This window comes from Spiroplasma eriocheiris (assembly GCF_001029265.1).
GTDB lineage: Bacteria > Bacillota_I > Bacilli_A > Mycoplasmatales > Mycoplasmataceae > Spiroplasma > Spiroplasma eriocheiris.
The window spans coordinates 1,093,576-1,109,318 of record NZ_CP011856.1; the positions used below are offsets into that span (position 1 = coordinate 1,093,576).

Here is a 15,743-nt window from a genome sequence, read left to right on the forward strand (position 1 = left end):
TAAACTTCTGTTGGTGAGATTTTATAATCTCACCTTATTTATACTACTTTTTTATATAATTATCTATATAAAAGTATAATTTTATATATATTTAATATATTTTAATATATTTTTTCTAGAATATGCGATAATAATCTTAAGATAATAAAATGAGGTTTTTAAAATGAAAAAGAAAAAAATCATTGAATATAGCTTCCTAACATTTTTTATCGCAATGTTTATTAGTGGCGTTGTGGTTTATTTAGTGTGCGGTCGAGAACGCGTTGATATTTTTGCGCTCTTTGTGGGGTTAAGTTCGCTATATTTTGTCTTTTATTTAACTTATTTATTCTTAAAAATTAAGAAAAATGATTTGAAAAAAGAACTCTACACTGGCTTAATTGAACCTTACCAAAAAGATTTGGCCAAATGAAAAGAAAAAAAGCAAAACCATAAAAAAGATGATGATAAAAAATAATAGCGAAAATATTTTTTCGCTATTATTTATTTTGATATGGATAGATGGTGACTCCTTTAACAACCCGGTTAACCTCACCAGTTGGGCACGGATTATCAGGGGTTTTGTTTAACCAAATCGCCTTATAAACGGCATAAATTTGGGCCCGTACAATATAGCTTAAACCCGCAACAATATCATTAGTTTCTGATGAACTATCATTTGTTAAATAGTGATGGCAATATTTAGCAACATTCTTATCATTTAAATGATCAATCACCACAATTGTTTTAGCAACCTGGTCATGTGCAATCTCTTTCAATAAATCTAAGTCATATTGGCGAGTATAAGCATTTTGACTTAAAAAAAAGACAATTAAACTCTTGTTATTAACCACTGATTTAGGACCATGGCGAAAACCAAGACTTGAATTAAAAAAGGTTGTTACTTCCCCAGCTGATAACTCTAAAACTTTTAAATGGGCTTCTTGGGCATATCCTTTTAAAATATTTGACCCTAAAAAGATAATTCGACGATGATCTTCATGGGCAATTTTTTTAATTGCTTGATAATCATTATTAATAATATTGTCTACAATGTTAATGATATTATTAATTTCTTGCTCAAGTTGGCTGTGATTTTCCTCCTTAGTTAAGGCTACTAAACAATATAATAACATCGAAGTAAAACTTGAAGTCATCGCAAACGATTTATCATTTGTCGCATCGGGTAATAATAACACCAAAGCTTTGTGATCATCATGATTTTTAACTGCCAATTGGCCTTCTTTGTTACATATAATAATAATTTGAACTAAATCATTGATTAATTGTTTAGCATATTCAACGGTTGCTTGGGATTCTGGTGAGTTACCAGATCGTGCAAATGAAATTAATACTGTTGGCTGGTCGCTTTGAAAATATAACCCTGGGTTTGAAACAATATCGGTAGTTGAAATGCTGACCACATTAAGACCCTGTGTTTTTAAATATTCAAATAAAACATTACCAACAAATTCACTTGTTCCAGCACCCACTAAAATATACTTATATGGCTTATTTTGCAATTGGGCTTGAAAAGTTTTAATTTGAGCAGATAAACCATTATATAATTTTAAAACTTCGCGTCACATTTTTGGTTGTTGAGCAATTTCATTAATAGTAAATTCTGCTTTTAAATTATTAATTTCATCCCTTGTAAAACCTAACATAATAATCCCTCCTTTATAACTAATAAATATTATATATCAAAATATATATTTTTGTATATTTTTTTATAATTTATAATAATTTATATTAAAATTATAAGGTAATAAATTATGAATAATATCACCGATTAATAATTTATAAAATATCAAGATTAACAATAGATCTTAATTTGATATATTATATAATGACATTAGAAGAAAAAAAGAGGGATTACAATGTATAAAGTTGAGCGTCAAAAGTTATTATTAAATTTTTTACAAACAAAAGAGATGTTTAATATGAATGAAATTATGGAATTTGTAAAACCTTACCATATTAAATATGTTTTATTGCGACGAGATTTACAAGAATTGGCAGCCAAGAATTATATTACATTATCTTATGGAGTTGTAAAATGAAACAATAAAGTTACCATTGAAGATACTTCCCGCTTGGAAAAATTAAATATTAATTACGAGGCAAAGAAAATAATTGCCAAAACTGCCCAACAATTAATTGATGATAAAGATGTTATTTTTGTTGGTGCCGGCACTACTTGTGAAGAGTTTGTTCGTCAAATTACTAAATATGTTAAAATTATTACTAATTCTAAATTTGTTTATGAAGAAGCCCTTAAAAATAAGAACATTGCTGATGCCGTTTTATTAGGTGGTCGTTTGCGTGAACGATCAGGTGCTTTTATTGGAACTTTCACCGAAAAAGCCTTAGAAATTGAAACTTTTTATAAAGCCTTCATTTCGGTAACAAATGTTGATATGGAGGGAAAATTATATAATAATAACGAAACTGAAGCTAGTTTAGAAACAAAAGTATTAGATATGGCTAGTATTTCTTATATTATTTCAGATAGTAGTAAATTTAATTCAATTGGATTTTTTGATTTTTATCATGCAAAAGATATTGATTATTTTGTTTGTGAAAAACTCCCCGAAATTAGTGCGGAATTTAAAAGTAAGTTTATTATTTAAATTTAACAAAAGAAATGTGAGCAAACCAGTTAAATCACTTAAAAGTTCCTAAAATATACTTGCTTTTATTTTCATTTTTGTTTATTATTTTATAGTATGAAGAGGTGATAAAATGTCAAGAAAATGTGATATCTCAGGAACAAGAGCATTATCAGGAAATAAAAGATCACACGCAATGAATGCTTCTCGTCGTAAATGAAATGTAAACTTACAAAAAGTAAGAATTGTTGTTGATGGAGAATTAAAAACATTACGTGTCTCAGCAAGAACTTTAAAAACATTAAAACGTAAAGGGCAAATTGCACAATAATTATAATTCTCTTAATTAAATTAAGAGTTTTTTTGTGTTAATTATTTTTTTTATTTTAAAAATAAGGTAAAATAACTATGGTAACTTGCCCATGTGGCGGAATTGGCAGACGCAGTAGACTCAAAATCTACCGAAGAAATTCGTATCGGTTCGACCCCGATCATGGGTACCATTAAAAATTTAATTTGTTAACAAAAAAAGGTTATTTATTATTTCAATAAATAACCTTTTTATTTAGTATAAATAACAATTACCGTTCCTGATAATACTTCAATTTCTCCTGGTTGATCATAAATAAATTCATTACTAATAGCATTGGCGGATAATGTTGTTAGTTCAAAGTCTTGGACATTATATTTCATCTTAGTAATGTTAACTTTCGCGGGGGTTAAACTAATTAGGGATAAGTAGCGATACCCCAGTTGGGGTGCAACCACATTTACTTGGTGCGGTTTTAATAAATAACAATAATTATCATCGTTTAACCATTTAACATTATATTGAGCAATAAAACCAAAAGATGCTAATTGCATATCAACGCGAGGTCCCTGGGTAATTAAAATAATTTCTGTTGGTTGTAATGCTAAGGCCTCAGTAATTGCTAATTCAGCATCAATTTCATTCTTAATAGCTGACACTTTGACTAATTTATTAGTATTTTTTATAACTGTTTGGTATTCTGCCGGGGACAATGAATCAAAATCCCCACAGGCTAAATCAATGCTTAACTTATGATTTAAAAGGGCCAAGCAACCCCGTTCTACCCCAATGTGGTAATAATCAACATACTGGGTTAAATCAAGGTTGGTTTGTGAACAAACAATTAGAACTTTAACTTGCTGGTCACTCATTATTTTAATAGTCCTTGTAATCTTGTTTGTAAATCAGAATGGCCAAATAAATAACTACCTGCTACTAGCACATCAACCCCATAATCTTTACAAATTTTTGCGGTTTGTTCATTAATTCCCCCATCAACTTCAATTAAAGTTGGCAAGTGATGAGCATCAAGATAATCGCGTAATTCCTTAATTTTATAAGCACTATCCACCATAAATGATTGCCCACCAAACCCGGGTTCAACTGTCATTACTAAAATAACATCAAGGTCGGGTAAAAATTTTAAAATTTCAGCACTTGGAGTGCCTGGTTTAATGGCTAACCCTATTTTAATGGGATATTTATTTTTTAAACTTAAAAATTCGGCTAATTGTTCAGCAGTTAATGCTTCATAATGTAATGTTATCGAATTAGCTTTTGCTTTGATGAATGGTAGTAAATATTCTTCCACAGATGAATTTTTAATCTTAACCATTAAATGACAATCAATAAATAAATCACTATAACTAGTAATATCACTTAAAATTTTGGGTCCAAATGTTAAATTGGGCACAAAATCACCATCCATTACATCAAAATGGATTCATTTTGCTCCCGCCCTAGCAATCGCGGTTAAATCACTTTTTAAATCTAGATAATTAGCGCTCAAAACGCTTGGTGCAATAATGTATTCTTTTGGCATTCTTTTAACCTCTTTCTAATTCTCCTAAAATTTTTAAATAATCTTGGTAAAAAAACATTGGAATGTAGTAGTTTTCAACTAGTTCTTTAATTTTACAACCAGGTTCTTGATTATGTAAGCACCCCCGAAATTTACATTCACTACTATACTTAGCAAAGTTTTGATAGGAAATTGCTAAATCTTTTTTGGTAAAACCTTTAATATCAAACGAAGAAAATCCGGGACTATCAGCAATCATTCCTCCTAACACATCATATAATTCCGTTGTGGTAGTGGTATGTTTCCCCCGACCTAAAGCTTTTGAAATTAATTGGGTCTTGATAACATCCTCATTAAACAAACTATTTAAAGTGGAAGATTTACCACTTCCGGTTTGACCAGTAAAAACCGAAATTTTATTAGTAAGTAACTTTTCAAAGCCAGCTCATGCAACGGGGTCAACAACTTTATTACTAATAAAACAAGTTTGGTAACCTAATTTGGCATACCAATTAAGGTATGATTCATAAATGGGATCAGTTAATGATACCAAATCTTTTTTGGTAAAAACAATAATTGGGGTTAAGTCCTTATATTCAATTAAGGCTAAATATTTATCTAGTAAATAAGAATTAAAGTCAGGTTCTTTAATCGAACAAATAATAATAACCTGGTCAATATTAGCAATTTTTGGCCGGTACAATTCATTTTTCCGGTCAATAATTTCAGTAATAACTCCCTTTTCATTTGGTTGAATTTCAATTTTAACCTTATCACCAACAATCGGAACTAACTTTTGGTGACGAAAAATGCCCTTAGCTTTGCACTCATAAATTACACTATCATTTTTAACCTTTACATAACAAAATTCACTAATTAATTTAACAATAATACCTTGTTTTTGCATTGTAACTATAAAAGAAATGATAGTAATAAACCAATAATTAGCAATAATAACCCAATAATCGCAAAAGTAATAATTAAGTTGGTATTTAAAACTTTTGGAATCGCTAGATAGCGGTCGCGAACCTTAACTCGTTTTCCTTTAATTTCAATAACATTTCGAAAATGTAATGGTTTATCTGCTTGGTGGGCAGGAGTCAAAATCGCAGTTAGGTCAAGGTTAAACTGCTCAACTGTTTGGTAGCGCTCATGGGGATCTTTGGCAATGGCTTTTAAAATAACATTTTCTAAACTTTGGGGTATTTGTGGATCAATTAATCGCGGTGGTAACGGTAGTTCTTTGACATGTTTAACTGCTACTAAAGTTGGACTTTTCCCCACAAACGGAGCGGTTCCAATTGCTAGTTCATATAACATAATCCCTAGCGCATAAATATCACTTTTTTTGGTGGCTGGTTTGGACTGCACAATTTCCGGAGCCATATATTTTGAGGTTCCAATAATTTTATTATTTTCTAAATCTTCACTATTATTGTCTAAGATGGCAACCCCAAAATCAGCAACTTTAATCTTACCATCATAAGAAATTAAAATATTTTCTGGCTTAATATCGCGGTGAATAATATCATTGCGGTGGGCTTCGATGATTGCTAAATTAATATCCTGAAAAAAATAGATTAATTCGTGGAAAGTACAAGGTCCTAAGGTTAATAAACGATCTTTTAAAGTGTAACCCTTGACTAACTCTAAAACAATACACTGACGATCATAAACTTCAAATGTTCCATAAACCTTCACAACATTATTGTGGGAAAATTGGGCAATTGAATTATATTCTTTGTTAAAGCGATAAACAGCTTCTTTATTTTTTGACAAACTAACCGACATTATTTTAATTGCCACGTTGCGTTTTAAAATATTATCATACGCTTCAAAAACTTCGGCCATTCCCCCATCGGCAATCTTGCCAATAATTTCATAACGATTATGTAAAATTGTTCCACTTGTAATTTGTTCCATTACCTCACCCTTTAAATTAATAATTTAAACTCATAAATATCATAACATATAATAAAAATAAGAAAAATAAAGTTTTAATTAACAACTAATTAAAACTTTATTTTTATTTAGCATAATCAATTTTCACAAGATTAAATACTAATGAATTTAAAAGCACAGTTAGGTTACTTGCTCCCATTGTAATTGCACTAATCATTGGGGGAATAATTCCCGCCATTGCTAAGGGCAACATAATAATATTATAACCAAACGCTCAAGCAAAGTTTGACCAAATTATTTTACGCGTTACTTTGGTACTAGTAAATGCTTTATAAATATTTAAAATATCTGGTTTAATAATGGTAATGTCACTAGCCTGAATTGCTACTTCACTACCCTGACTCATTGAAATGGCAAAATCCGATTGTTTTAACGCAACAACATCATTAATTCCATCCCCCACATAAGCAACCACTTTATTTTGGTGTTGAATTTCTTCAATAATTTTTGCTTTGTCAAGCGGACTAACATTGGCATGGTAATTTTCAATTCCCACTTCATCAGCAATTCTTTTGGTTGCCACAATGTCATCCCCACTAATCATATAAACAGCAATGTTCATTTTTTTAAACTTCGCAATTGTTGATTTAGCATTTAAACGAATTGTGTCAGTTAAAATAATAATATTTTCAATGGTATTATTAATCACTAAGGCAATTAATGTTGCTGATTCATGTGGATACGCTGTTAGTTCATTTTTTAATTCATCAGCAATCTTAAATTTTTGAATTGCTTTTTGATAAGAAATTAAAGTTAATTCTTTATTTTCAAAAATAGCACTAACTCCTTTTCCTGGTTGTTCTGAAAAATTAGTCAATTTTAAATTTGGCTGTTGATCTGAAATTACTTTAATAATACTTTTGGCAATTGGGTGGTTTGATAATAATTCTAAATTATAAATATAGGAATAATTTTTACTATCCCCTAAAATCTTACTTACTGTTAATTCACCAGTGGTAATTGTCCCAGTTTTATCAAATGCAATGGCATCAATTTTTGTAATTTTTTCAAATACCTGGGCATTATTAAAGATAATCCCCTCTTTTACTGCTTTACTAGTTCCGATTGCCGTTGCTAAGGGGGTAGCAATTCCTAACGCACACGGACAAGCAATAATAATTACCGCAATGGCAATATTAATCGCATGCGAAACATTATTAACATCCACATAAAAATACTGAATTAAGAAGGCAATGACTGCTAAAATAAAAACTGAAGGGGTAAACCATTGCGAAATTTTATCTGCAATTTTTTGTACCCGGGGTTTTTGGGCTTGAATCGCTGCTACTTTATCTAAAATATTAGCTAACACAGTATCATTTCCTACTTTTAATGCTTCCATGTAAAAGGGATTTCCTTCATTAATAGTTCCCCCAATTACAGGATCATTCACCGTTTTTTCAATAATATTGCTTTCTCCAGTTAACATAACTTCATTAATATAAGCAACTCCTTGATTAACCTTCCCGTCAACAGGAATCTTGTCCCCTTTTTTAACAAGAAGAAGATCACCAATATTAATATCTTTAATATTAACTTCTTTAACAGTTTGATAATTATTAGTTACTAAATTGGCTGTCATTACTTGTAATGACAAAATATCTTTCATTCCCGATGTTACTTTATGTTGAACCGAAGCATTAATGGTATCACCAATTAATAAAATTGTAATAATGGCCGCGGCGGTTTCAAAAAACAAGTGATAATGATTTGGATTATCAAAAACTAAATAAATACTATAAGCATAAGCAATTAATGAACCAATTCCAATTAAAGTATACATTCCAATTGTTCTTCAGCGAAATAACTCATTAAACATACTTTTATAATAATAAAAACCTGGATAAACTAGCACCACTGTTGTGCCTACTCATTGAAACCATTTATTACTTAAATAAGTTAACGGATAAACATTGATCATTCCTAGCATTAAAGCACAGGTAATTACACAGCCAACTAACAATTTAATTAAATTAGCGACTGATCTTTTATTTCAATCTTTAACTTTCGCAGGAATATAAAAATCTTGCATATGCATTAAATGGTTATGATGTTCATGGTGGTCATGGTGTTGATGTTCACCATCAGAATTGGCCATCATCATATGTCCTGAATGCAAACCAGACATTGCATCATCATGGTGATGATTATGCCCACGGTGTTCTTCATGTTGATGATGCTGGTTTGGTTCTGTTTTATCCATCATCATATGCTCTGAATGAGAATCAACCATCGGGTTATCATGTTGGTGAACCCTATTGTGGTGATGTTCTTCTGAACTATTATGAAGATGCTGATGCTCTCCTGTTGGTGAATGATGATGACGATGGTCATTTACCATTAAAGGATCATCATTCAACTTATTCATCGTCTTTTCATGATTTAAAGGAGAATGTCCTTCTTTAGAATGATGGTTAGTTTGCTCTTTTTTGTTTTTCATATTAATCTCCTTTTACTAATTCTTATTAAAAATATTTTAAATTTTTAATAAAAAACATATATTTTTATTATATGAGAAATAAGAAAGTTTCGCAATATAACATTTGGCGGTTATTTGTAATATATAAAAATTAACTTTAAATATTTTATAATTTTAATTATACTACCTAAATAGTAATCAAAAAATGATTTAAATTGCGGACCTTGTTATTATATGCAAAAAAAAAAAAAAAACATACAAAGTTATATAAAATATTCCATTGTATGTTTTTTTTAGTCATATAAGGTTATATTTTGTAATTATTTTTAGTATATCTCATATTTTGAATTAACTATTCTTAATTAATATATATTACATAATTGTAATAGTATAAATATTAATTTCAGCTAAAACATATGCGCCACTATATGATACTCCCCCAGCTTCAACTCAAGCTTCAGTTTGAAAACTAAGACCATCAAAAGATGCTTTTGTATATATTAAATCTTCAGCCGCTACTTGTCCAAAACTTGTTTTACCATAATCACGTGCTAAGATATAATTTTTAGTTCATTCACTTGATGATTTAAATGCTGATTTTGAATCTAAACTGAATGATTTAACACTATCGTTTTTAAATGATGAGTCATCAGATCCATATTTATAATACAAATAACATAGACCAAAATCTAATTTTACAGTTGAATAATGATTAATAAAGTAATCATAACTCATTCCTAATCTATCTCAAGAAATTGTAAATACTTCTGATAGGCTTGATTTGGTATCTACAGGCACCCCGAAAGCTTTCATTTTTGCGATTGAATGCAAATTACCCTGAGCAGATACTTCTAAGTTAGTATTATTAATATTTTCTTGATGACTCAATAAATTTGTTGATACTGCAGCTGGGGTTGCTCCAAAGCCTACTGCTCCTAAAATACTTAATAAAATTTTCATAAGTTTTCCTCTCGTTTCTGCTTCCCACCGTAAAAACCCTTAACACAATAAAATAAATATAAATGTTCCCGTATAATTAATAGTTTTTAAATGTAATTTAAAAACTATCCAATTTCATTTTACACTAAATAAATAAAAAAATTTAAAATTTTTAAAAATTTTTCCATTTAAAAATATAAAATTAATTTAAATTAATTTAAAATAGTAAGTAAAAAACTAAGATTTATTTACAATTATTCCTATAAAACCTATTTTAGAATAAATCTAACTAATTTCAAAAATCAACCCCGTTAAATTATCGGTTGACAAATTTTCTAAGGCGCGATCAATTAAAATTTTAACTTTATCATTTAATTTATTATTTGAAGTTAACGCATCAATAAAATCATATTCATCAACATAGTCATGGATGCCATCGGTTGTTAAGATATAAGTTCCCATAATATCTTCAATAACATATGTATCAATTTTTAAAGTTTTGGTTGGACCTAAGGCACTCGTTAAAACCTTTCAAAAAGTATTAGTATTATATTGCTTTTTATATTGACCTTGAAATTCTAATTCTTGTTTATCTTTTAATTCAGTTGAATTCCACATGTTTTGGTCGGTTGTAATTTGATAAATTTTATTATGGTGTAATTTGTATAAACGTGAATCACCAACATTAACCACATAGACTTTTTGGTTGGCAATTAAGGCGGCTACTAAAGTAGTCCCCATATCACTAGTATCCGGATTAATTTTAGCATAGTTAACCATTTCTTCTTGAATACTAATCACAGTTTTTCGTAACCACTGGTTAACTTCTTCGTCATCTCATCCAGAAAAATTAACATTTTGGAAATGATTAACTAAGCTATTAACAACAAGTTGGCTGGCAACTTCACCATGCAAGTGACCACCCATCCCATCACATACCACTGCTAAATAATTATTATAATTATTTGTGACAAACTCAAAATAATCCTGGTTGTTGCTTCGATAAGAACCAACATCTGTTTTATAACCAAATCTAATATTCATAATAATTACCGTCTTATAATCCCTTCGTTTTTAGCTCGTAATTGCCCACAAGCGGCATCAATATCATGGCCAAATTCTCGCCGAACAATACAATTAATTTTCTGTTTTTGTAAAGTATCAAAAAATTCATTAATATGAGTACTACGTTCATAAGGGTTTTCTTCTACTTTATTATAAGGAATTAAATTAACATAGGCGTTCATTCCCTTGATTAAATTAGCTAACTCTTTAGCATTTTCAACACTGTCATTAACATCATTTATTAAAATATATTCAAAAGTAACCCGGCGGTTAGTTTTTGCTAAATAATATTTAACAGCTTCCATCAATTTGGCAATTGGAAAGGCCTTATTAATTGGCATTAATTGATTACGGATTTCATCATTTGGAGCATGTAACGAAATTGCTAAGTTAACTTGGGTTTGTAAATTCGCAAACGCCATAATTTTAGGAACTAACCCACAGGTAGAAATTGTAATATGACGAGCTCCAATTTGATAACCTTTTGGTTCATTCACAATATTAACAAAATTAATAACATTTTCAAAATTATCAAAGGGTTCACCGATTCCCATTACTACTAAGTGGCTTACCCGTTCATGCGAAGCTTGTAAATAATTATTAACCATCACCACTTGGGTCACAATTTCCGCGGTAGTTAAATTACGAGTTTTTTTCAATAAACCCGAAGCACAAAAACCACACCCCATATTACATCCAACTTGGGTTGTGACACAAACTGAATTTCCATAACTTTGGCGCATTAAAACCGTTTCGATTTTAAAACCATCGGGTAATTTAAATAAAAACTTCACTGTTCCGTCTTTTGAAACTTGTTGGGTTACAATTTCAAAAAAATTAATTTGATAAATTGTTTTTAATTTATCCCGGTCACTTTTTGAAATATTTGTCATTTCGTCAAAAGAATAAATGTTTTTTCCATATATTCAATCATATAACTGCCGAGCTAAATATTTTTTAAAACCCTTTTCAACTAAATCATCTTGTAACTGTTGCTCTGTAAAATTAAAAATTGATTCCATCAATGCCACTCCAATTATCTATCTTTTATTTTATCATATTTTAATCTATTATTTAATGCGAAGGTTATGCAAATAGTTTTTCAACTCTTTTATTTTAACAAAAAAATATTCATTCTGCCAAGACAGAATGAATATTTACTGTTATTTACAGAAATTATTTAGGTTGTGGTTTTTGTTCGCGCATTTCTTTTAATAATTCTTGCATATATGGTTTAATAACTTCTTGTTCCCCCCCATATACACATTGAACTGAAGTTCCACGAATTAAAACTCCGGCACAACCACCTAATGCTTCGATTCCTTTGGGATCAACTTTTGTATTATCAACAACTGTTAATCGTAAACGCGAAGCACATGAATCAACACCGGTGATATTAGCTTCTCCCCCTAAAAATTCAATAATTTTACGAGCTTTTTCGCGTTTAGCATCATCACCTTTTCCGGCAGCAGCTAACACAACTTGAGCATCTTTATCTTTTCCGGCTTGTTTTGCTTTAAAGTCTGCTTTGGTATATAATTTATCAACTGCTCCTTCGCGACCTGGCAAGGCAATTTTTCCATATTTAATTGCAAAGTAGAAGGCAAAGAAGTAAACTGGGATAAAGATCGCTCCCACTCATAATATATGGTAGAAGTTAGTTCCTTTTCCACTAATAAATGGAATAATTCCAAAGACAATAAAGTCAATGAATCCTCCTGACACCGTCATTGAGGTGTGGACATGTAGTAATCCCATTAGCATAAATGAGATGGCACATAATGGCATGTGGACACCATAGAATAACCATGGTGCAACAAATAAGAAGGTAAATTCAATTGGTTCAGTAATTCCGGTTAAGAAACACGTAAAGGCCGCTGAGAAATAAATCCCCATCACTTTTTTCCGGTTTTCTTTCGGAACGGCAAACCACATTGCAGCAGCAGCAGCAGGTAATCCAAACATCATGAATGGGAATTTACCAGATTGGAAACGACCAAGGTTTAATCCTAAATCTTGAATTTGGGTAAAGGTTACCCAGGGATCAGCAATAATTTTATACATAATTGTTTGATCTCCAACTGCCGCAATCGTATTTGGATTTAAATGTGATACTCAGGCGGCAACTAAAATGTGGGCTTGATCATTTGTAATAGTACTCATATCAAATTTAGGAAGTTGTACCCCCCCCACTGTTAACCCATTGATTTGGGCTAAGAATTCTTTATAATCCAATGGATTATTCATAACATTATTAATTAAATCCGGCATTGAACCACCAGCTTGGGTTCACCATAATGGTGAATAGAACACGTGGTGTAGTCCAAAAGGTACTAATGAACGTTCAAAAATCTCAAAAATTAATGAGTCTAACCTCACTGGTAATTTTCCAGAGTTGTTACCAAATCAAGCTAAGGCGGTTCCAATTAACGGCCAGATAAACATAAAAATAAAGGCCAGCGGGATAACCGCCATAAAAGTAATAATTGGAACTAATTTTGATCCACTAAAGAAACTTAAAGCGGAAGGTAATTGGGTTTTGTGGAAATGATTATATGCTCAAGCAGCAACCGCCCCCACAAAAATTCCTCCAAACACCCCAGTGTTTAATGAATTAATCCCTAAATTAGCGGTTGTTAATTTATTTTGAACCGCTCAAGTTGAACCATAATAGAATAATAATCCGTATGAATCAACTTGAGTACTACTTGCATGAATAACTAAATGATCAGCATTTTTAACTAATTGATCATAAGAAGAACTGTTGCGCATCCAGTCTAATAACTGGGTAGGATCCATTAAGGATGGATTACGTAAGGAATCGGTATTAACAATCAATCCCGAGAAGATTGCTTTACCGTCAGCCCCAATGATATCAACAGTATATTGATAATGGGAATATTCATTGTGCAAGAAAGCAAATTGAATAGCATTAAAAACTAAAAATCCAATCACCGCTGTCAAGGCGGCAACTCCGGCGTCTTCAGTATAGGCCATCGCTACTGAAATCGCAAATAAGACTGGTAAGTTACCAAAAGCAATGTTACCCATTTGGTTTAAAAAGTTACCAAAATATCATGCACCACTATTGGCATCAACTTTCGAAGTAATGGTTGCCCCAACACCAAGAAAAATCCCGGCAATTGGCAAGAGCGCAATCGGTAGTAAAAAGGCTTTACTTAATTTACTTAGGGTCCCCATTGTCCGCTGGTTTGATTGTTTTCACCAAGCACGCGACACAAATGGTTTTAACTTTTTTTGTTTGACTTCACTCATCGTCAAGTTTTCCTTTCTGCTAATTAATACATATAAATAAATTAATTATTATGTTATTCAAATAAACAGGGCTGATAAGGCAATAACAAAGAAAAACATCGCGGCAAATAATGAGATATTGCGCTTAAAATAATCTCATAAATTTAAATTCCGCTTACTATAGTAATCTTCGGTTTTTGCTAACCGGTGGCGAATGAAAAATCATAGCCACAAGAAAAAACAGCCAACTACTAATCCGACAATAAAAATTGATAAATAAGTAATATTTTGACTAGTCATTTTGATTTAACTGGATTCTATTTGCATTATTAATTTACCAAACCTATCTATTAAAATTTATTTCTAATTAATTTTATTTACACTAAAATATTTATAACCCCTAAACTTAAATAGTGCAAGGATAATTCCTAAAAATTTTTAAACTTTTTAGAAATATGAAAAAAGTTAGCACTTTTAGGAATTTTCCTGAACCGTAGAACAATAAGAAATTTTCTTGTTATTCTACTGATATTTTACTATAAAAAAAAAAAAAAAAATGAATTTTACCTTTTATTGTTAAATTTTTCAGAAATAAATTTAAAATAAAATAAAAAATTATATAATTTCCAAGAATTATTCGACATTTTCATTTGAAATTTTATAAAAGTTTAATGTAAAATTATTACAGGGATTCAGCAAATTATTTTCACAATAGAAGAGGGTATACAAGGTTATGTTAAAAGTACTTGAGTATGATAAAGCAAATTTGACTGATACAGAAATTTCAATTATTGAAAAAATCATTGAAGATCCAAAGTTTTTTACTAATAAAACAATTACCGAATTAGCCAAAAATTACTATGTTTCCGAGTCAACAATCACCAGAATGGCGAAACATTTAGGTTATGAAAATATTAAAAGACTCCAAATGCATGTTTATGAGCGTTTAAATTTCTTATCAAAAAATTATTATATTAATGACACATTGGCCTTAGAAGACATTGTTAATAATATTCGAGTATATTATTCTTATAGTATTCACGAAACAATTGACAACTTAGATTTACCAGTCTTAGATGGTTTAATTAATGATTTAGTTATTAAAAAAAGAATTTTTACGTTTGGGATAGGGACTAGTTTCTTACCCTGTCGTGTCTTAAGTAGTAATCTGAATATGATTGGTCATAATTGTTTTGCCACCGAAGATGTTCATAGTTTAATAGTTATGATGCAAAATATGAGACCAGAAGATTTATTAATTATCTTCAGCAAATCTGGTGTAACAAAAGAAATTGTTTCAATCATCAATTTAGCTAATAAGTTTAATATTGAGGTTGCGTTAATTACCAATAACAAAGAACTTAATAAATTGTATCAAATAAAACATTTATTATTATTTGAATTACATTCCCAAGAAAACGAAGGGTTTCCATCCTTATCGGCGAAGGTTGTTCAAATTTTAATTGCCGATATTATTTTTCGTGCGTTAATTAAAATTAAACAACCTGATTTAGAAGATAAAATTATTCGGGCTAATAACTTAACTAAAAATTGAAATGATGAAAATTTTTAAGTAAAATGGGATGAACAATTATTAATTATAAACAATTATCAATACAACAGATCAAATGTGATCTTATATTAATCATTAATTACTTATTAACTTGAACATCTTAACCA

15 protein-coding genes and 1 tRNA gene are annotated in these 15,743 nt (G+C 30.2%); 5 read left to right on the forward strand and 11 right to left on the reverse strand.

Annotated elements, in window-relative coordinates; genetic code table 4:
- Window positions 1-163: 163 nt before the first annotated feature.
- Window positions 164-457 carry a hypothetical protein gene (locus SERIO_RS05020; protein ID WP_047791751.1) on the forward strand — a complete coding sequence of 98 codons (294 nt, stop codon included), beginning with the start codon at window positions 164-166 and terminating at the stop codon, window positions 455-457.
- 22 nt (window positions 458-479) lie between these two features.
- Here SERIO_RS05020 and SERIO_RS05025 read toward each other — a convergent pair whose 3' ends face one another.
- Entirely contained in the window at window positions 480-1,646 is a 1,167-nt protein-coding gene (locus tag SERIO_RS05025) for an SIS domain-containing protein (protein ID WP_047791752.1), read from the reverse strand.
- A gap of 213 nt (window positions 1,647-1,859) precedes the next feature.
- Here SERIO_RS05025 and SERIO_RS05030 point away from each other — a divergent pair, with 213 nt between their 5' ends.
- From SERIO_RS05030 to SERIO_RS05040, 3 genes are all read left to right on the forward strand, one after another.
- Window positions 1,860-2,612, forward strand: coding sequence for a DeoR/GlpR family DNA-binding transcription regulator (locus tag SERIO_RS05030; RefSeq protein ID WP_047791753.1), 753 nt, complete (start codon window positions 1,860-1,862; stop codon window positions 2,610-2,612).
- Window positions 2,613-2,724: 112 nt separating this feature from the next.
- Window positions 2,725-2,922: a 50S ribosomal protein L28 gene (rpmB, locus tag SERIO_RS05035; protein WP_047791754.1), complete on the forward strand. Its 198-nt coding sequence runs from the start codon at window positions 2,725-2,727 to the stop codon at window positions 2,920-2,922.
- 87 nt (window positions 2,923-3,009) lie between these two features.
- Window positions 3,010-3,094, forward strand: a tRNA-Leu gene (locus SERIO_RS05040).
- A 58-nt stretch (window positions 3,095-3,152) separates the two neighbouring features.
- Here the strand turns inward: SERIO_RS05040 and SERIO_RS05045 are convergent.
- The 10 genes from SERIO_RS05045 to SERIO_RS06520 all read right to left on the reverse strand — a co-directional run bounded on the left by SERIO_RS05045 (window position 3,153) and on the right by SERIO_RS06520 (window position 14,363).
- The gene (locus SERIO_RS05045; RefSeq protein ID WP_047791755.1) at window positions 3,153-3,773 is read right to left on the reverse strand and encodes a thiamine diphosphokinase; all 621 of its coding nucleotides are present in this window, start codon (window positions 3,771-3,773) and stop codon (window positions 3,153-3,155) included.
- Window positions 3,773-4,444: a ribulose-phosphate 3-epimerase gene (gene rpe / locus SERIO_RS05050; RefSeq protein WP_047791756.1), complete on the reverse strand. Its 672-nt coding sequence runs from the start codon at window positions 4,442-4,444 to the stop codon at window positions 3,773-3,775. The genes SERIO_RS05045 and rpe overlap by 1 nt, the downstream gene beginning before the upstream one ends.
- A 4-nt stretch (window positions 4,445-4,448) precedes the next feature.
- Entirely contained in the window at window positions 4,449-5,330 is an 882-nt protein-coding gene (rsgA, locus tag SERIO_RS05055; RefSeq protein WP_047791757.1) for a ribosome small subunit-dependent GTPase A, read from the reverse strand.
- A gap of 5 nt (window positions 5,331-5,335) precedes the next feature.
- Window positions 5,336-6,346 carry a serine/threonine-protein kinase gene (locus SERIO_RS05060; RefSeq protein ID WP_047791758.1) on the reverse strand — a complete coding sequence of 337 codons (1,011 nt, stop codon included), beginning with the start codon at window positions 6,344-6,346 and terminating at the stop codon, window positions 5,336-5,338.
- A 103-nt stretch (window positions 6,347-6,449) separates the two neighbouring features.
- A complete protein-coding gene (locus SERIO_RS05065; RefSeq protein ID WP_236682141.1) occupies window positions 6,450-8,825 on the reverse strand; it encodes a heavy metal translocating P-type ATPase in 2,376 nt (791 codons plus the stop codon).
- 351 nt (window positions 8,826-9,176) lie between these two features.
- Window positions 9,177-9,764 carry a hypothetical protein gene (locus SERIO_RS05070; RefSeq protein ID WP_047791759.1) on the reverse strand — a complete coding sequence of 196 codons (588 nt, stop codon included), beginning with the start codon at window positions 9,762-9,764 and terminating at the stop codon, window positions 9,177-9,179.
- A gap of 264 nt (window positions 9,765-10,028) precedes the next feature.
- Window positions 10,029-10,787, reverse strand: coding sequence for a PP2C family protein-serine/threonine phosphatase (locus tag SERIO_RS05075; protein ID WP_047791760.1), 759 nt, complete (start codon window positions 10,785-10,787; stop codon window positions 10,029-10,031).
- Window positions 10,788-10,792: 5 nt separating this feature from the next.
- The gene (gene rlmN, locus SERIO_RS05080; RefSeq protein ID WP_047791761.1) at window positions 10,793-11,830 is read right to left on the reverse strand and encodes a dual-specificity RNA methyltransferase RlmN; all 1,038 of its coding nucleotides are present in this window, start codon (window positions 11,828-11,830) and stop codon (window positions 10,793-10,795) included.
- 154 nt (window positions 11,831-11,984) lie between these two features.
- Window positions 11,985-14,084, reverse strand: a complete 2,100-nt coding sequence (locus tag SERIO_RS05085; protein ID WP_047791762.1) for a PTS transporter subunit EIIC — start codon at window positions 14,082-14,084, stop codon at window positions 11,985-11,987.
- A gap of 48 nt (window positions 14,085-14,132) precedes the next feature.
- The gene (locus SERIO_RS06520; protein ID WP_079450807.1) at window positions 14,133-14,363 is read right to left on the reverse strand and encodes a hypothetical protein; all 231 of its coding nucleotides are present in this window, start codon (window positions 14,361-14,363) and stop codon (window positions 14,133-14,135) included.
- Window positions 14,364-14,796: 433 nt separating this feature from the next.
- Between SERIO_RS06520 and SERIO_RS05090 the strand changes: the two genes are divergently transcribed.
- The gene (locus SERIO_RS05090; protein WP_047791763.1) at window positions 14,797-15,636 is read left to right on the forward strand and encodes a MurR/RpiR family transcriptional regulator; all 840 of its coding nucleotides are present in this window, start codon (window positions 14,797-14,799) and stop codon (window positions 15,634-15,636) included.
- Window positions 15,637-15,743: the final 107 nt, after the last annotated feature.